Here is a 15,893-nt window from a genome sequence, read left to right as displayed (position 1 = left end):
GTCGCCTGGGCCTGAGGCCGGCCGCGCTTCAGCGAGGTAGCAGGACGTCGACCTGCCTGCGGATGTCCTGCACGATCTCCTCGACGCTCAAGGCGATGTTCACGCCCGCCGCCATACTGATGAACATCACGGCGGACACGATGTGTGCCAGCGTCGCGGCGTCGCCCTCTGCGACCCGTTCGTCTCGGCGCAGCACGGCGGCGACGGCCTCCTCGGTCTGCGCGAGGATGGCCAATGCCGCGCCGTGCCGGGGCTCCTCGGGGTCGCCGAAGACCATCTCTCGCAGGTAGGTGCGTCCGTTGTCGATCTGGATGCGGTTGCACTCGACGATCGGCCGGATGATCGCCAGCACCGCGTCCAGCACGCCGGGGACGGTCTCGGCGTCCGCCCGGCCCTGCTCAAGTGCTTCGACGTACTTGGCGTTCTGGACAAGGAGGAGCAGTTCGCCCTTGGTCTTGGCATAAAGGAACAGGGTCCCGGTGCCGATGTCGGCCTTGTCGGCGATCTGCTGGGTCGTGACCTCATCGACGCCGTGTTCGGCGAACAGTTCACTGGCGGCAGCGACGATGCGGTCGAGTTTTTCCTGCTTGTTCCGCTCGCGCCGGCCGACCGACTGGGAGGCGGCAGACATGGGTGGTGTCCTCGTGCGTTCTGTGTCGCCCGTCGCGGTTGCGGCGGGTCAGCTGTGGCCGATGACGGCCTTGCCGCGGATGCCACCCTGGGACAGGGACTGCAGCGCCTGCGGGGTCTGGTCGAAGCCGGCCACCTTTCCCACGACCGGATGCACCACGCCCTGGTCGATGAGGGTGGTGATCTGGCGGAGCTGGTCGCCGCTGGCGCGCATGAGCATGAACTCATACGTTACGCCGAGCTTATTCGCCTGCTTGCGGATCTTGCGGCTCAGGGCGGCGACCCCCAGGCGCAGCAGCGGGTTGAGGCCGGCCTCGCGCGCGAAAGTGGGCTCCGGGGGACCAGCGATCTCGATGGCTTTGCCGCCGGGCTTGAGCACCCGCAGGGACTTCTCGAGAGTCTCCCCGCCGAGGCTGTCCAGCACCAGGTCGTAGCCGGTCAGGAGCTGCTCGAAGTCCTGGGTGCGGTAATCGATCACCGTGTCCGCGCCGAGCGCGCGCACGAAGTCCGCGTTGGAAGCGCTGGCGGTCGTGGCGACGTGCGCACCGAGGTGCGCGGCGAGCTGGATCGCGATCGAACCGACCCCGCCGGCGCCGGCGTGGATGAGGACCTTCTGCCCGGGCTGCACCTTCCCGCGCTCCACCAGCGCCTGCCACGCCGTGAGCGCCACCAGCGGCAGCGAGCCGGCCTCATTCATGCTGATCGAGGCGGGCTTGAGCGCCAGGTCGCCCTCCGCGACGGCGATGCGTTCGGCGAAGGTGCCGATGCGGTCCTGGTCGGGCCGACCGTAGACCTCGTCTCCGGGCTTGAAACCGCGAACCGCCGTCCCGACGCTGATGACAGTGCCCGCGACATCGTTGCCCAGGATCAGCGGCAGCTGGTAGGGCAGGATCTGCTTCAACTCACCGGCGCGGATCTTCTCATCCAGCTGATTCAGCCCGGCGGCCTCCACCTGGACGAGCACGTCGTGCTCCCCCACGGTGGGCTCGGGGACGTCCGCCTCTTGCAGCGGCTCCTTGTACTTGGCGACGACGAACGCTCGCATGGGGCACTCCTTGTCTTCATCCGATTTATCCAGGCGTGAGGCCAGGTCAGCCACTTCGGCGTGACATCTGGGGCCTCGCCTCACTCGCTCAACCCGAGCACACTCAATTATGAGTCTACTCAGAATTATCGTCAAGGGAGGCCCCATGGGACGTGGCCCACATGTCGATCGGACGCCGCGAGCGGCCACCGACGTCATCGTCCTCGGTGTCGGCTCGAGCGGGTACGTCGCCGCGATCCGCGCCGCGCAACTCGGCATGAACATCCAGTCCGGCAGTGCGGACAACGGACAGTCGCAAACCCTGTCCATGACTTCGGTTCCGGCGGGCTACCGGCAGGCGGGGCGGACCGCGGTGGAGGAGCGGGGGAGCGGCGTGGCCGAATCGCGGGTCGAGACGGTCCGGCGGGCGGCCGCCGCTGACGGGCGGCCGACGAGGCCGCCGTCCTCGGCGCCGAGGGCGTCCTGGGCCCGCAACGCGCTCTCCCCGGTGCCACATACCGGCCGCGAGCACCCGCCGGCAGCAGCAGGCCCCGGCCACCACCGAAGACACCCCTCCGGCGCGAGCCGTAGCCCTGCCTCCGCTCCCGTGCGAGCCGCCGCCCCGGACGTCACCGAAGCACCCCGCGAGCCGCAGCCCCGCCCCCTCCGAAGCCCGAGCCGCAGTTCCGTCCTGTCCGGCCGGCCCCGTCCCGTTCGGCCGCGCCCGGAGCCCCGGGACCGGGCGGTCCCGGGGCTCCAGTCCCGCTCCACCTGTCCGCAGCCGACCCGGCCGGGGTCAGGCGACGCTCAGGACGATCTTCCCGGTGGTGCGGCCCTGCTCGCCGATCTCGTGCGCCTTCGCGGCCTCGGCCAGCGGGACGACGGTCTCGACCACGGGCGTGAGCGCGCCCCGCTCGGCCAGTGCGGCGATCTCGCGCAGACCCAGGTGATCGGGCTCGACCAGCATCCACACCGCCCGCACGTGGCCGGGGACGTCGGCGGGGACGTCGTCGGGGCCGGGCAGGGTGATCAGCCGGCCGCCCGGGCGCAGCACCGTCAGGGACCGCTCGGCGTTCTGGCCGCCGAGCCCGTCCAGCACCACGTCCACGTCCCCGACGGCGTCCTCGAAGCGGACCGTGCGGTAGTCGATCACCTCGTCCGCGCCCAGCTGCCGCAGCAGGTCGTGCTTGCCGGCGCTGGCCGTGCCGATGACGTACGCGCCGCGGGCCTTGGCGATCTGCACGGCCAGGTGGCCGACCCCGCCGGCCGCCGCGTGCACCAGCACCCGCTCACCGGCGCGCACCCCGGCGGTGTCCACCAGGGCCTGCCAGGCGGTCAGCGCGGCCAGCGGCAGCGCCGCCGCCTGCACGTGGGTGAGGTTCGCCGGCTTGGGTGCGAGGTGGCGGGCCGGGGCGACGACGTACTCGGCGTAGGCGCCGGCCTGCCGCGGGAACAGCGGCATGCCGTACACCTCGTCCCCGGGGCGGAACATCCCCACGCCCGGTCCGACGGCCTCCACGGTGCCGGAGACGTCCCAGCCGACCGCCGGGACCTCGCCCCACTCGATCAGGGCCCCGCTGGCCCGGGTCTTGAAGTCCACCGGGTTGACACCGGCCGCGTGGACCCGCACCAGGACCTCGTTCAGTCCCGGCTCGGGCCGGGCGACCTCGCGCTCCACGAGCACCTCCGGTCCGCCCCACTGCTCCACGACCACCGCACGCATGCTGTCCGCCTCACTCTTCCGTCTTGATCGGATACCGGCCGCCCGGGCCCTTCCCGGCGCGACGCAGTCCACGATCCGGCACCCGCCCCCACCATGGTGTTGGCCGTCTGGTCACTATGTGACAGGATCTGGCCATGAGTGAGACGCAGTGGCCGTGCACCGACCCCCGCCCCGGCCCGAGCGCCGACGCGGCCGGGCGGCACCGCATCGCCGTCCTCGCCCTGCCCGGCGTCCCGCCCTTCGAACTCGGCATCCCCTCCCGCGTCTTCGGCAGCGTCCTGGACGCCGGCTCACGCCCGCTGTACGAGGTCACCGTCTGCACCGCCGACGGCGCCCCGGTCCTCAGCGACGCCGGGTTCACCGTGCAGCCCGCGGCCGGTCCCGAGGCCCTGGCCGCCGCGGACACCGTGATCGTCCCGCCCACGCACGCCATGCCCGAGCTGGGCCGCGGCGGCCCGCTGCCGCCCGAGGTCACCGCGGCCATCGCCGGCATCCGGCCGGGCACCCGCCTGGTGTCCATCTGCACCGGCTCCTACGTCCTGGCCGCCGCGGGCCTCCTCGACGGCCGGCCCGCCACCACCCACTGGCACCTCGCCCCCGAGTTCCGCCGCGCCTACCCCCGCGTCAAGGTCGACGAGGAGGTCCTCTTCGTCGACGACGGCGACGTCCTGACCTCCGCGGGCGTCGCCGCCGGCGTCGACCTGTGCTTGCACATGATCCGCCGCGACCACGGCGCCGCCGCCGCCAACCGCGCCGCCCGCATGTGCGTCGTCCCGCCCTGGCGGGACGGCGGCCAGGCCCAGTACATCGACCGCCCGGTGCCCGAACCCACCGTCGCCACCACCACCGCCACCCGCGCCTGGGCCCTGGAACACCTCGGCGAACCCCTCTCCCTGAACCGCCTGGCCGAACACGCCCGGATGAGCCTGCGCTCCTTCACCCGCCGCTTCCGCGACGAGGTCGGCATGACCCCCGTGCAGTGGCTCACCGCGCAACGCCTGGAACTGGCCAAGCAGTTGCTGGAGACCACCGACCTGGCCATCGACCTGGTCGCCCACCGCTGTGGCTTCGGCTCCGCCAACTCCCTGCGCGCCCACATGCGCACCGCCTTCGGTGTCTCACCCGCCTCCTACCGCCGCACCTTCCATACCGACGACCTGGTGGAAGCGGGCGTCTGAGGACGCATCAGCGCCGCACGTACCCGCTCCGCGGGCCGGCCGGGATCCGCCGGATCGTCCGCTGCCGGTGCCCCCACCAGCGGAGGCCCGCAGCATCATCGCCCGCCGGTAGCGCACCGAACTCGTGCTGCCCCGGCGCACGATCTGCTGCAGCTTCTGCCCCTCGTGGTCGGTGCGCGACGTGCGCGTCCCAGATCTTCTACGCGAGTGTCCGGCCCATCATGCTTCTCCGTGTTCACGGACGAGCGGTGCAGCGGAGGCGATTTCCCGGTGGATGGTGCGGACGGCCTCGTCGAGAAGATGCTCGTCGATTCCGGTGTGGATGCCGCGGGCGTGCAGGTGCCCGATCAGGTCCCTGACCACCCGGGCCGGCCGGCCGGACCCACCACCGCGATCGGCGGTGCCGCGCGAGCTTCGCGCCGCGCCTGCGTCCTTCGTGGGCCGCGCCGACGAAGGACGCAGGCTCGACGCCGCACTGGACGTCGCGAGGGCGAGCGGCACGATGATGCTCGCCGTCGTCCGAGGCACCGGCGGGCTCGGCAAGACCTGGCTGGCCCTGCACTGGGCGCACCGCCGGCTCGACCGGGTTCCCGGATGGCCAGCTCTTCGCCGACCTCGGCGGCTTCGGCGACGGCGCACCGATGACCCCGGCCGCGGCGCTCTTCGGCTTTCTCGCCGCGCTCGGTGTCGAGCCGGATTCGATTCCGCCGGACCTGCACGGCCGGTCGGCGTTGTTCCGAACCTTAACTGCGGGCAAGCGGCTGCTGGTGGTGCTGGACAACTCCGCCGGCACCGATCAGGTCGTGCCGCTGTTGCCCGGGGGTGCGTCGTGCGCCGTGGTCGTGACCAGCCGCAACGGGCTTGCGGGCCTGGTCGCGGCGCACGATGCCCGCAGCGTTGCGCTGGGCGTCCTTCCTGCGGCGGACGCCCACGAGCTGCTGGCCGCCCGGCTTGGTGCCGCCCGGGTAGATGCCGAGCGCGAGGCGGTCGACGAGCTGGTGGGCCTCTGCGGTGGCCTGCCGCTGGCGTTGAGTGTGCTCGCCGGCCGGGCCGGGGCGCGGCTGTCCGTCCTGGTCGGGAACTGCGGGAGTTGGGCCTGGACGGCCTGGCCGACGACGACCCGGCCGCGAGCCTGCCCGCAGTGCTGTCCTGGTCGTACGCCGCGCTGACCGACGACCAGGCCACCGCGTTCGGCTTGCTGGCCCTTGCTCCGGGGCCGGACACCGCCCTGGTCACTGCGGCGAACCTGACCGGGCTGCCGCCGACACGCGCCCGGGCCGTGCTGCGCGGCCTCGAGCAGACGTCGCTACTCGAGCACGACCCGGACGGCCGCTACCGGATGCACGACCTGATCCGCGCCTACGCGGCCGAAACCGCACGGACGCTGCGCCGTGGCCTCCGGGACGCGGCCGTGCACCGGGTCCTCGATTTCTGCGCCCACACCGCCTATAACGCCGGTCTGCTGTTGGACACGCATCGCGGACCCGTCGACCTCACCCCACCCGAACCCGGTCCGCACGTCCTCGAGCTGCCCGGCGCCGAGGCCGCCATGGTCTGGTTCGAAGCCGAGCGTGCCACCCTGCTCGCCGCCCAGGACGCCGCCGCGAGCCGGGACCGGCACGAGACCGTGTGGTGGTTGGCCCTGTCGATCGACGCGGCCCAACAGCGGCGAGGCCACCGTCACGACCGTCTCGCGGGATGGCGGGCCGCAGTCCACGCGGCGACGTCGCTGCCGGGCCCGGCTCCCGCGCTCGTCGCCCACCGGCACCTCGGGCGCGCGTGCGCCGCGTCGGGACTGCGCGACGAGGCGATCCGGCAGCTGGGGCACGCCATCGGTCTTGCCGGAGACCACGACGACCGCTACGAACTGGGCCACGCCCACCAGTCCCTCGCTCGGACGCTGGAGGGGCACGACGACGAGCTGGCGCTGACCCACACCATCCGCGCGTTGCGACTGTTCGAGGAACTCGGCCTGCCGGTGTGCACGGCCCATGGACACAACGCCGCGGGCCGGCAGGCCGCCCGCCTCGGCGACCACGACACCGCCCGCGGCCACTTCGACGCCGCCCTGGCTCTGCATCGCGACCACGGCAACGCCGCGGGGGAGGCCGACAGCCTCCACCGGCTTGCCCGCCTCGAACACGACGCGGGCAACCACGACGAGGCCATCTGCCTCCACGAACGGGCGCTCACCCTCCGACGCGATCTCGGCCACCTCCCGGCGTCCGCCGAAACGCTCGACCACCTCGGCCTTTCACACGCCGCCCTCGGACGGACCGGCGAAGCGCGCGAAGCGCGCGAAGCGCGGCAGGAAGCTCTGGAACTGTACCGAGGCCAGGGCCGGGACGAGGAGTGCTAACGGGTGGAGCAACAGCTCGGCGGGTTGGGAGCCGTCCGGCCAGGGCATACTCGTGTTTCCGCTGTTCACCAAAAGGGGGAGAAATGAAGAAGATCTTTACGCTTGCCGGGCTTGTGGTCGCTGCGGCGGTTCTGGTGGTCGCCCCGGCGGCCGCGGCACAGCAGACCGGGCCTCTGTCCCGGCCCGACTGCATCGGATGCTGGGAGTAGCCCGGCCGGAGCCGGTACCGCCCTGCGCCTGGCCCGCATGCGTGGCTACGGCCAGGCCGTCCGAGGCGACGCCCGCCAGCTCGAGACGCTGCTGCCGGCCGAGTGTGTCGGTGAGATCGCGGTGGTGACGCCGTCGCCGTCGCCGTCGGGGCACGGCTTGGTCAAGACCGACCAAGAGACCGAGGACGGCAAGGTCCGTAAGCACCACTACCCGTATGGCATCGCACTCGACCGCGGCGACCTCGCCTACATCGGCCACCACCTGTACCTTGCCAGAACTCATGCTGCAGCCGTGACCTGGCGTTTGTCGCCGCCGGCATTAGATGGTGACAATTCGGTCAGCCGGCGAACGTGGTGTTGCGTCGTGCGCGTGCTCCCGCGACCTAGAGGGTGGACGGCACGTGGAGGCGCTGATGGGTAAGAAACGAAGTCCCCTGCTCATGATGCTGGCGACGTAGGCGGTGCGGCAGTCGTCGGGCAGGGTGTGGAAGCAGCCGAAGTCCAGCACCAGGTCGTAGCGGCCGCAGAGTTGCTCTCTACACGAATTTCGAGGGGACCGGTCCCGGATTGGGGCTCATAGAATGTCTTCGGCAATCCTGATGTGAAATATCAGCGCTCCAAGTCGGGAAATTCCATCATGGGAGGTTGCGTGAAGAAGAGATTCTGTGTGTTCGTGGTCGCTGTGACGACCGCTGTCATGGCGGTCGTTGGACAATCTCCGGCGACTGCCTCGCCGGTGGCCTCGTTCGCGGACGAGACTGCTTACCTCCAGCGCGATGTCACGCTCAGCCCGACCGCGCCTAAAGGGTCGACCGCGGACATCGCTCGTGACATCTATCTCAGGGCCGGGACGTACACGTTCGACGTCTCGGCCCGCCTGGTCGGCCAACCCGAAGAGGTGTGGGACAATAAGCTGATCAAGCTGAACGCAGGCACTTATCGTTGGTACGTGGCATTCGTCAAGCCTGATGTAGATATCGGCGGATACAAGGTGTTCGCAACCCTTGCTACAGGAAATCTGCCACCCGCCCAGCGATTCGCGTTCTTCGGTGTCAACAGCCCGGGACTCTGGCGAATGCAGTCTTCGCTTGCTCGCCAGTACGATTAGCGGGTCGGACGGGGCCTCTGCCGCACGCTGGTCGCTGACCAGGCCCGCCCTGGCGAGGCACGGTCAGCCCGAACGGGCCTTCGACTGCAGGCAGGCGGAGGCCCGTTCGGGTCCGGACCCTCATGAAGTTGTCGGTGGGGCGGAGGGGTGCCGGGTCATGACGCAGGTTCGGTATGTGCGAGATTGCCGGAGTCGCCACGGCCATCGGGCTGGGGCGTAGCCTCGGACAATCCAGTTAGGTCTGCGAGCTGAGGTACTGGCCGATCGCGATCCGGCGAAAGCAACTCGCCTGCGTTCGGGACCGGTCCCGCAACGCCCCTGCTAAAACAGCACCATGATCGGACCTGTCACCGCTGTCACCAACGGCGTCACTCGTACGTTCTCGTGGCGCGGCCGATCCACCCGCAGCGAGTACTGGTTCTACTTGCTGTTCGGCTGGGTGGTGATCGTGGCGCTGGTCCTGACCTCCGAATTGGTCAAGGCCGACGCGGTCAAAGTCGTGGTTGGCTTCGTCGCCTGGGATGTGGTTTTCGATGTTCTCGGTCATAGCCCGCCGGCCGCACGAAACGGGCCGCAGAATCGTGGATGCTCATCGTGTGCGTGCCGCTCATCGACCAATTCTGTTGCTGCCAGGCAAGTCGCGAGGAATCGATCAACAGCTACGTGAGAAGCCTCGGACATCAGTGCAATCAAGCATCAGGCCGACACTAGGCCGGGCAGGTGAGCGCGCCTCCGGGTCGTCAGTCACCAGCATCCAGCCGTGTTCGAGGTCGGTGGTGATCGCGAGCAGACTCAGCTCGGATACGCCCTGTTCGGGAACAGTGTCAGTGTCGAAGAAGCGGGAAATGCAGCTCGCCGCTACGCACTGAGGCACTCAGTGAGGCGGTGCACGACGGCATCGAACAGTGAGATGGTCTGCTCATATGCGGCCGTCCGTGTGCAGGCATATACCCGATTCATGCTTGAACAAATACCTGATTGGCAGATGCTTGGATATGTCCGACTCTGGTTTGCTCGGAATCGGAATCGAGAGTTCTCAAATACCACGTAAAGGAAATTTATCATGTTCAAACGTTCGCTGCTGCATCTAATCGCCGCGATGGCACTTGCGGTCGCCCTTGGTGGGCCGGCCTCGATACTCATGCCGCCGAGCGCCGAAGCGGCAGGTCGGGCCACGCTGGCTCGCGATATCTACCTCGAATTGAAGCCGCCCGCCGGATCCACCGCCTCCATCGAGCGCAACATCTACCTGAGCGCCGGCACGTACGCCTGGAGGGCGGTTCTGAGCCGAGCTAATGGCATTTCCGGTGGAGGGTACCGGGAGATATACCTCGCGGCGGATACCTATCGTTGGGTGATGACCACTCGTTACCTGGGTTATCGAGGAGGCTACGAGGAAATCTCTACTCTCAGCAGGTCTAGCGGTGGTACCGGCGCCAGCGTGAGTGGCTCTGTTGTCATCGGCAGCGAAGAAACTTATATCATGAACTCCACCCTGGAGCGCATCTAGTGGATTGTTACGCGGCCTTGGCTGAGTAACCGGCCCGTTTTCGGATGGGTGAATCTGCGGCGAATCCTGTGATGGGCTGCACTCTGTGGCTGTGTTGACCAGTGCCGAAAATGCTCCGACGTTGATCTCGTGACCTTGGGATTCAAGGTGGCGACGATGAGCCGAGTGGTGGCCCTGGTGGTGTTGGTAGTACTTGGCGTAGGAACCTTCTGTCAGCGGTAACCAGGTGCACCTGTTCGGTGTGCGGTGACGGGGTCGTGCCATTTCGGGCGGCCCCGTCCTTCGTCGGGACGTTGGTTGCCCGGCTGCACAACTGTATGTCCTCAACGCGACTCAACTCACCCTGACACGCAGGGGGGCGACAAGCCGCATCGCGATATCCGAACACGTGGGGATGGCGCTGTGTCCTCGATCCTGCTGGGGGCTGGCGAAGCACAGATCAGAACATCAGTGTGGACGAGGCATGCGTAGAGCAGTACGGCTCCGGCGCGGTGTCTCACTACGACAACTACTCCGACAAGTACTCCTGGCGGTGCTGGCGGTAGCGCGCTCAGCGTGAACCGGATCATGCCGCCGTTGAGGACGTGCTCAAGTGGGCAACCGTTCGCTGAGCGGTCATGAACGCAGCCCGGCCGCCGTCGATCCGTGCCCTACGCCTATGGCTGCTCCAATAGCCGGCGGACGCTATGGCGCGGATCCGCACCGAGGACTTCACGGACCTGGTCGGTGGGCTCGCGGCGGTCAACTTCGCGGAGCGCACCGGCAAGTGAGCGCCGGACGCGCTGGTCGGGGTCGCGGGCCAGGAGCAGCCCTACGGTGGCGTCGATGGGTGTGCTGCCTGGCCACGTGATTGCCGCGAGGGAACGGGCGGCCCAGCCCTGGTGTACTGCCAGCAGCGTCACATGGTGGAACAGCTCTTTGGCACCGAGGATCTGCAATGCGCGCACTGCGTGGTATCCGGAGTTCTGTCCCGCTCCCAGCAAGCCGAGTGCGGTTGTGCGTACGCGTGACTTCTGTTCCTCGGTGCGGGCGAGCGCTGCCGCCAGAAAGACGGCGTAAGTGCGGGTGTCGGTTATTATCCCGGTCGTCCGGAGCATCCCGAGCGGGTGGTTGCCGAGAGTGGCGAACAGGTCGGGGTGCGAGGGGCTCGGATCGCTGGCCCGAAGGAGCGCTTCGGCAAAGAGGGCTTCGACATTTTCCAGATCTGTAAACAAGTTGGCCGCGGCCAGGTAGTAGTCGGCGCGGTTGCTGCCCGGCTCGTACGGCGATGCGGCTCGGTCGAACTGCGCTTGTACAAGCACAGCTCGACCGGCCGGTGGGAGGTGCCGGGCTAGCAGCGACTGCCGCAAGGCTCCCGTCCCCACACTCACAACCTCCGCGGTATTGCGCGAAGGTGCCTTGAGCTTTTCGGCGGCGGCGCGGGCGTCGGCGAGCTGCGCCTCCGACGGCTCGTCGGCGATCAGGGCGAGTAGCGCGCCGGCGAATCGATTGTCCTGCGCTGTCAGCTCTGACAAACGATCGTGGACCAGATCTGGGTACTGTGCGAACAGGTCACCGGCTTCTTGCTCGGTCTTCTGTGCGACTCCGGAGGTGGGCTCCGCGAGCAGGTCCAGCAACTGGCCGACCGCTTCCTCGCGCAGCGAGGCGTGCGCGGTGGCGATCGCGACGCACGCGCGAACGTGGTCGTCATCGGTGTGCCGGTACTGGTTCTTCCCACGTGGTATGGGCGTACTCGGCGGCCTCGCCGTCCGGGCGGCCGGTCAGGTCGATGCTGTGGGCGTAGGTGACCCGGTCTTCGGTCAGCGTGCCGGTCTTGTCCACGCACAGCACGTCCATCGCGGCCAGGTCCTGGATCGCGTTCAGCCGCTTGACGATCACCCGCTGACGCGACAGCCGCACCGCGCCGCGTGCCTACTCGGCGGACGGCAAAGCTTCAGCTTCCGGGTTGCCGAACCCGACGCCGCCGTTACCCCGAGCGGCTGACCGGTTGCGACACGGAATTCCGGGGTGCCCGGTCGCTACGGCAACCAGCGGCGGCGTCGGCTCGGGTGGTGATCGTCAGGACGCCGCGGCGATGTCAGTCGTCGAGTTCGGCATGGTGGGCGACCATGTTACGGGCGACCTCGACCAGTTTGACGTTGAGGTTCTGGGAAGTGCTGCGCAGCAGCGCGAACGCCGCGTCGGCGGTGATGCCCTGGCGCTGCATCAGAATCCCTTTCGCCTGCCCGATGACATCGCGGGTGTCGATCGCGTGACGGAGCCCGAGGTCGTTGAGGTCGGCGAGCTCGGTGCTGCGCGCGTGAGCCAGGGCGAGAGCGGCGTGGGTGGCCAGCAGCAGCACTGTGTGCCGGTCGGTGTCGTCGAGGGTGTGGACGTCGCGAAAGTAGATGTTCAGCGCGCCGTGGAACGTCCTGGGCCGACGCCCGGCAGCACCTCGGTGGAGTGCACGGCTCGGTAGCCGGCCTCGGCCGCCGCTGCGGCGAAGTCTGGCCAGCGCTTCTCGGTGGCGAGGTCGTGGCTGGCGGCGTAGGCCGGGCCGTGGGGGTCGGCCGCGTCCAGGCAGGGCCCACTTCCGGTGGTCGGCGGTGGCAGTGACGTAGGCCCGTGACTACCGGTGGTGCAGGCTGCTCTGCTCGGGACACCGCCCACGCGAGGGTTCCCGCTGCCGGTCACGGCCCCTTGACGGGTCCGATCATCAAAGGCGGAGGTTGGGTCTCAGCCGCCGGCCGGCGACGTGCCGGGGCGGACCCTCGCTGCCGATTTCCGACAAGTCGATCCCGTTTAGCGCACAAACATGCGGGAACCTGCGTCAATCAGCAACGAGTGGTCGCGCCGATTCCCGGCGACACAGGATTGGGACTTCGATGACTACGTATCCGGTGAACGCCGACGCGGATGCCCGTACGACGTCGCGTAACGACTTCGGCGAGCTGGCTCGCCTCGTGCGGGGTAAAGGTCTGCTTGACCGTCGCTATGGCTACTACGCGGTGAAAATCAGTCTTACCCTCCTCGCGCTCGTCGGCGGGTGCGGGGCGTTCGTGGTGCTCGGCGATTCCTGGTGGCAGCTGGCCACGGCCGTGTTCTTCGCGGGGATGTTCGCCCAGGTGGCGTTTCTCGGCCACGATGCGGGGCACAACCAGATCTTCCGCAGCGGACGGGCGAATGACCGTGCCGGCTACGCGTTCGGCGCAGTCGTCGGCATGAGCTACGGCTGGTGGATGGGCAAGCACAGCCGGCACCACGCCAATCCCAACCACGAAGGCGACGACCCTGACATCGACATCCCGCTGCTCGCCTTCAGCCGGGGACAAGCTGCGGAGAAGAGCGGCTTCGTGCGCTGGACGTCGAAGCACCAGGCGTCGTTGTTCTTCCCGCTGCTGTTCCTGGAAGGGCTGAGCCTGCACTGGGCCGGCATCCGTGCCGTGTGGCGCGGGGAGGTCAAAGCCCGGTGGCTGGAAGCGGCGTTGCTGGTCGTCCACTTCGGGGTCTACCTCGGCGCGGTGTTCGTGGTCTTGTCCCCGCCGGTGGCGGTCGCGTTCATCGCCGTGCACCAGGGACTGTGGGGCGTCTACATGGGGTGCTCGTTCGCGCCCGGCCACAAGGGTATGCCGACCTTCACCGACAAGACCCGGCTCGACTTCCTGCGAAAGCAGGTCCTCACCAGTCGCAACATCCGCGGCGGCCGGTGGGTCGAGTTCATGCTCGGCGGGCTGAACTACCAGATCGAGCACCATCTGTTTCCCAGCATGCCGCGCGTCAGCCTGCGCCGCGCGCAGCCGTTGGTGCGTGAGTTCTGTGCCGGCCGTGGCATCGAGTACGCAGAGTGCGGACTGGTGAAGACTTACTACCACGTCCTGCGACACCTGCACGACGCCAGCGCGCCGCTGCGGGAGAAGAACGAACGTACCCGCTGATCTTCGCGTGTGAGTTCCAGGGCGAGTGCCTGCACGAGTGGGAGTAGCACGCCTGGCGGCGATCATGGCGGCGCCGGGTCCTTCGCCGGAGCCCACGGTGAACACTATGCTGGCTCCCTCGTTAAGGATGGGAGCGCTTTCTTCAGGGTGACACCCATGACGGCGGCGAGCTGGTGACGGACGCCGAACGTCACGGCGGCCGACACTGCCCGCGCATCGTCTGTCGGTCAGCGGGCAGAACAAGAGAGGGGCACCGGAGTACTGCGGTGCCCCTCTGCGTATTGCGGTGGGTCAGGCGCCGAGCACGAAGCCGTCACCGAGGAGACCGCCGTTGTGATCGCCGTGGTTGTGTCCGGTGATCTGCAGGCCGAGCAGGAGGCTGAGATTCAGCCCGAGGCCGTAGTGATGATGGTGCCCGTGGCTTTCGTCGGAGCTCTGCGCGACCGCCGGGACGGGCGCTGTCGAGGCGGACGCCGCGCCGGGGGCGGCGAGCGGGAAGCCGAGTGCCGCGGCGGTCACCGGCAGGCGACGGCGGAGTGTGCTCGCGGTGTTCTCCTTCTCCTCGGACGGTCATCGGACACGACCCTTCGGGAACGACCTGGGGGCTCGCTCCCGGTGGATCACGAATAGTTCGGAATGGCCGGAGCGGGCGGACAGGTCGTAGCGGCGAGACCACGCGTGTGGGTGACCTGGTCCTTACTCGCCGATGAAGCCCCCGTTGCGCCGGAGACCAAGCCTTCTCTGCGGCTCCAATCGACCCGTGAAGCTGATCGTCGGAGTGGTTGGTTGCCGTGATTCCGGCGGGCCCGGCGGTGATCACGATCCTGGCCGTGCCGTTCGGGGCGGCGTCACGACGCTCCCGCCCGAGCCGAGCAGCTCTGTGGCCCGTCGGCTATCGGCGCCGACTGGGATTACCTGTTGCGTTTAGGTCAGCGTCGAGGGATGGAACCCCTCATGATCCAGCGGCAGACCGCAGGTTCCTCGAAGCGAAGTGACCTTGTCGCGACAGCTGAAGGACCCGTGTGCCGCGGCCACCGCCTTCGGCGCGTGCGCGCGAGCCGCGCAGGTCTTGGGAGAATTCGCCGAAGCCGAGCAGTACCTCCTCGAACAGGGCGATCTCAGCCGTGCGGTCTTCGACCTCGGCACGCAGGCGCCATCGCTCTCGGACCTCGCCGAACATCATCGCCGGACGGCCCACCGCGCCGAGGCGCGGGAGCTTCACCAGCGGAGCTTGGACGTGCGCCGGGAACTCGGAGACCCGCTCGGCACCGCCGACCAGCTGCGCAGGCTGGAGGTGGTCATCGCGGAGCTCGGCCTGGCCGACGAGGCGATCGAGCTCCCGACCGGCAGCGCCGTCCCCGCCGGGAACCTCGGCGAGATCGCACGGCTCGCGGACGCCTGCCGGGCACTCGCGACCGTACACGACCGCCGAGGCGACACCCGGCAAGCCGGGAAACAGCTCACCCGGTGCTGATCGCTGTACCGACCTTGGCATGCCGGATCTGCGGTCGGCGTCGGGCCGCCCCGCCCGCGGCTGAGGACGCCCACGGCCGCGGACACCGTCACCCTGGCAACAGGCTCTCCAGCAGCACGTCGCCGGGGACGACTACGGCCAGACCGCCGTCCGGGTCGCCCCGGCCAGGCGATGCAGCTGCGGGTCATCCAGCGGGAGTGTCTTCACTCCACCGGATCGCCGTCGCTGCCGACGAAAGCGCTGCGCAACGCGTCGGTCAGGACCTCGAATCCGCGGTGGTCGCTCACGCGGGATCCAGCGCGGCCGACAGCGTGGGGACGATCACCAGTTCGTCGGTCAGTCGCGTGAGCTCGAGCGGGCGCAACGTGATGCGTCCGGTGGCCACGACCCGTACTGCCATCGGCGCCGTGCTGCGCTGGGCCCGCACCAGTTCCGCCATCCCCGCGGACGCCAGGAACCTGACTTCGGTCAAGTCGATGACCAACACCGAGGGGGCCAGCCGCCGTGCGCGGTCGACGAGGTGGCGAAGCTTCGGCGCCAAGGCGAGGTCGAGTGCCCCCGCTACGCGCAGGACAAGCGCCTCGCCCAGCGTTTCGAGTCGCACCCCGTCCACCGCACCGCCGGCGTCCTCCTGTGGCTGCCCGGTCTCCGAACCTTCCGTCTCGAACATGCCGCAATTCTGCCTCGGCCTCGTGGCGCCTGCTCACCGGTGTCGCTGCGCCTGCCCACGAGCTTCTTTACTGGTTGAGCTCGGTCCTCGGCCG

Annotated in this window: 19 protein-coding genes; 9 read left to right on the top strand and 10 right to left on the bottom strand. The window is 68.8% G+C overall.

The genetic code is table 11. The features are described 5' to 3' along the window. Positions 1 to 28: 28 nt before the first annotated feature. From ACLJQF_RS33995 to ACLJQF_RS33980, 4 genes are all read right to left on the bottom strand, one after another. On the bottom strand, positions 29 to 631 hold the full coding sequence (locus tag ACLJQF_RS33995) for a TetR/AcrR family transcriptional regulator (RefSeq protein ID WP_410614438.1): 603 nt from the start codon (positions 629 to 631) through the stop codon (positions 29 to 31). 48 nt (positions 632 to 679) lie between these two features. Continuing rightward, a complete protein-coding gene (locus ACLJQF_RS33990) occupies positions 680 to 1,675 on the bottom strand; it encodes an NADP-dependent oxidoreductase (protein ID WP_410614437.1) in 996 nt (331 codons plus the stop codon). A 327-nt stretch (positions 1,676 to 2,002) separates the two neighbouring features. Then, positions 2,003 to 2,149 (bottom strand): hypothetical protein, encoded by a 147-nt coding sequence (locus tag ACLJQF_RS33985; protein WP_410614436.1) that lies wholly within the window; start codon positions 2,147 to 2,149, stop codon positions 2,003 to 2,005. A gap of 301 nt (positions 2,150 to 2,450) precedes the next feature. Next, positions 2,451 to 3,377, bottom strand: coding sequence for an NADP-dependent oxidoreductase (locus tag ACLJQF_RS33980; RefSeq protein WP_010982638.1), 927 nt, complete (start codon positions 3,375 to 3,377; stop codon positions 2,451 to 2,453). 134 nt (positions 3,378 to 3,511) lie between these two features. Here ACLJQF_RS33980 and ACLJQF_RS33975 point away from each other — a divergent pair, with 134 nt between their 5' ends. After that, complete coding sequence (locus ACLJQF_RS33975; protein ID WP_410614435.1) at positions 3,512 to 4,555, top strand: GlxA family transcriptional regulator; 1,044 nt, start codon at positions 3,512 to 3,514, stop codon at positions 4,553 to 4,555. A 219-nt stretch (positions 4,556 to 4,774) separates the two neighbouring features. Here the strand turns inward: ACLJQF_RS33975 and ACLJQF_RS33970 are convergent, their stop codons facing one another. Beyond that, a complete protein-coding gene (locus tag ACLJQF_RS33970) occupies positions 4,775 to 5,083 on the bottom strand; it encodes a hypothetical protein (RefSeq protein ID WP_410614434.1) in 309 nt (102 codons plus the stop codon). A gap of 113 nt (positions 5,084 to 5,196) precedes the next feature. On the opposite strand from ACLJQF_RS33970, the gene ACLJQF_RS33965 reads away from it, so the two are divergent. The 6 genes from ACLJQF_RS33965 to ACLJQF_RS33940 all read left to right on the top strand — a co-directional run bounded on the left by ACLJQF_RS33965 (position 5,197) and on the right by ACLJQF_RS33940 (position 9,741). Continuing rightward, a complete protein-coding gene (locus ACLJQF_RS33965) occupies positions 5,197 to 5,724 on the top strand; it encodes an NB-ARC domain-containing protein (protein ID WP_410614433.1) in 528 nt (175 codons plus the stop codon). Further along, positions 5,646 to 6,914, top strand: coding sequence for a tetratricopeptide repeat protein (locus ACLJQF_RS33960; protein ID WP_410614432.1), 1,269 nt, complete (start codon positions 5,646 to 5,648; stop codon positions 6,912 to 6,914). Before ACLJQF_RS33965 ends, ACLJQF_RS33960 begins: the two co-directional genes overlap by 79 nt. Positions 6,915 to 7,160: 246 nt before the next feature. Continuing rightward, on the top strand, positions 7,161 to 7,544 hold the full coding sequence (locus ACLJQF_RS33955; RefSeq protein ID WP_410614431.1) for a hypothetical protein: 384 nt from the start codon (positions 7,161 to 7,163) through the stop codon (positions 7,542 to 7,544). Positions 7,545 to 7,772: 228 nt separating this feature from the next. Continuing rightward, on the top strand, positions 7,773 to 8,231 hold the full coding sequence (locus tag ACLJQF_RS33950; protein ID WP_410614430.1) for a hypothetical protein: 459 nt from the start codon (positions 7,773 to 7,775) through the stop codon (positions 8,229 to 8,231). A gap of 334 nt (positions 8,232 to 8,565) precedes the next feature. After that, positions 8,566 to 8,898, top strand: coding sequence for a hypothetical protein (locus ACLJQF_RS33945; RefSeq protein ID WP_410614429.1), 333 nt, complete (start codon positions 8,566 to 8,568; stop codon positions 8,896 to 8,898). A gap of 396 nt (positions 8,899 to 9,294) precedes the next feature. Then, a complete protein-coding gene (locus ACLJQF_RS33940; protein ID WP_410614428.1) occupies positions 9,295 to 9,741 on the top strand; it encodes a hypothetical protein in 447 nt (148 codons plus the stop codon). 656 nt (positions 9,742 to 10,397) lie between these two features. Here the strand turns inward: ACLJQF_RS33940 and ACLJQF_RS33935 are convergent. From ACLJQF_RS33935 to ACLJQF_RS33925, 3 genes are all read right to left on the bottom strand, one after another. Further along, positions 10,398 to 11,357 carry a hypothetical protein gene (locus ACLJQF_RS33935; RefSeq protein WP_410614427.1) on the bottom strand — a complete coding sequence of 320 codons (960 nt, stop codon included), beginning with the start codon at positions 11,355 to 11,357 and terminating at the stop codon, positions 10,398 to 10,400. Between the two features lie 70 nt (positions 11,358 to 11,427). Further along, positions 11,428 to 11,640: a hypothetical protein gene (locus ACLJQF_RS33930; RefSeq protein ID WP_410614426.1), complete on the bottom strand. Its 213-nt coding sequence runs from the start codon at positions 11,638 to 11,640 to the stop codon at positions 11,428 to 11,430. Positions 11,641 to 11,818: 178 nt separating this feature from the next. Continuing rightward, on the bottom strand, positions 11,819 to 12,082 hold the full coding sequence (locus ACLJQF_RS33925) for an ANTAR domain-containing protein (RefSeq protein WP_410614425.1): 264 nt from the start codon (positions 12,080 to 12,082) through the stop codon (positions 11,819 to 11,821). A 523-nt stretch (positions 12,083 to 12,605) separates the two neighbouring features. Between ACLJQF_RS33925 and ACLJQF_RS33920 the strand changes: the two genes are divergently transcribed. After that, positions 12,606 to 13,655, top strand: a complete 1,050-nt coding sequence (locus ACLJQF_RS33920) for a fatty acid desaturase family protein (protein WP_410614424.1) — start codon at positions 12,606 to 12,608, stop codon at positions 13,653 to 13,655. Positions 13,656 to 13,946: 291 nt separating this feature from the next. Here the strand turns inward: ACLJQF_RS33920 and ACLJQF_RS33915 are convergent, their stop codons facing one another. Then, positions 13,947 to 14,174, bottom strand: a complete 228-nt coding sequence (locus ACLJQF_RS33915) for a hypothetical protein (RefSeq protein ID WP_410614423.1) — start codon at positions 14,172 to 14,174, stop codon at positions 13,947 to 13,949. A gap of 478 nt (positions 14,175 to 14,652) precedes the next feature. Between ACLJQF_RS33915 and ACLJQF_RS33910 the strand changes: the two genes are divergently transcribed. Further along, a complete protein-coding gene (locus ACLJQF_RS33910; RefSeq protein ID WP_410614422.1) occupies positions 14,653 to 15,129 on the top strand; it encodes a hypothetical protein in 477 nt (158 codons plus the stop codon). Positions 15,130 to 15,412: 283 nt separating this feature from the next. On the opposite strand, the gene ACLJQF_RS33905 is transcribed toward ACLJQF_RS33910, so the two are convergent. Next, complete coding sequence (locus ACLJQF_RS33905) at positions 15,413 to 15,799, bottom strand: STAS domain-containing protein (RefSeq protein WP_410614421.1); 387 nt, start codon at positions 15,797 to 15,799, stop codon at positions 15,413 to 15,415. Between the last annotated feature and the right edge of the window lie 94 nt (positions 15,800 to 15,893).

Origin of the sequence: Amycolatopsis sp. lyj-109 (genome assembly GCF_046548995.1) — a bacterium.
Classification (GTDB): domain Bacteria; phylum Actinomycetota; class Actinomycetes; order Mycobacteriales; family Pseudonocardiaceae; genus Amycolatopsis.
The sequence above is the reverse complement of the archived record's forward strand: the minus strand, read 5'-3'. Positions and strand labels throughout refer to the sequence as shown.

Bases quoted from the DNA above. Each gene is read 5' to 3' on its own strand.
- ACLJQF_RS33995 (WP_410614438.1), bottom strand. From the start codon at position 631: ATGTCTGCCGCCTCCCAGTCGGTCGGCCGGCGCGAGCGGAACAAGCAG.
- ACLJQF_RS33990 (WP_410614437.1), bottom strand. From the start codon at position 1,675: ATGCGAGCGTTCGTCGTCGCCAAGTACAAGGAGCCGCTGCAAGAGGCG.
- ACLJQF_RS33980 (WP_010982638.1), bottom strand. From the start codon at position 3,377: ATGCGTGCGGTGGTCGTGGAGCAGTGGGGCGGACCGGAGGTGCTCGTG.
- ACLJQF_RS33975 (WP_410614435.1), top strand. From the start codon at position 3,512: ATGAGTGAGACGCAGTGGCCGTGCACCGACCCCCGCCCCGGCCCGAGC.
- ACLJQF_RS33965 (WP_410614433.1), top strand. From the start codon at position 5,197: ATGACCCCGGCCGCGGCGCTCTTCGGCTTTCTCGCCGCGCTCGGTGTC.
- ACLJQF_RS33955 (WP_410614431.1), top strand. From the start codon at position 7,161: ATGCGTGGCTACGGCCAGGCCGTCCGAGGCGACGCCCGCCAGCTCGAG.
- ACLJQF_RS33945 (WP_410614429.1), top strand. From the start codon at position 8,566: ATGATCGGACCTGTCACCGCTGTCACCAACGGCGTCACTCGTACGTTC.
- ACLJQF_RS33940 (WP_410614428.1), top strand. From the start codon at position 9,295: ATGTTCAAACGTTCGCTGCTGCATCTAATCGCCGCGATGGCACTTGCG.
- ACLJQF_RS33920 (WP_410614424.1), top strand. From the start codon at position 12,606: ATGACTACGTATCCGGTGAACGCCGACGCGGATGCCCGTACGACGTCG.
- ACLJQF_RS33905 (WP_410614421.1), bottom strand. From the start codon at position 15,799: ATGTTCGAGACGGAAGGTTCGGAGACCGGGCAGCCACAGGAGGACGCC.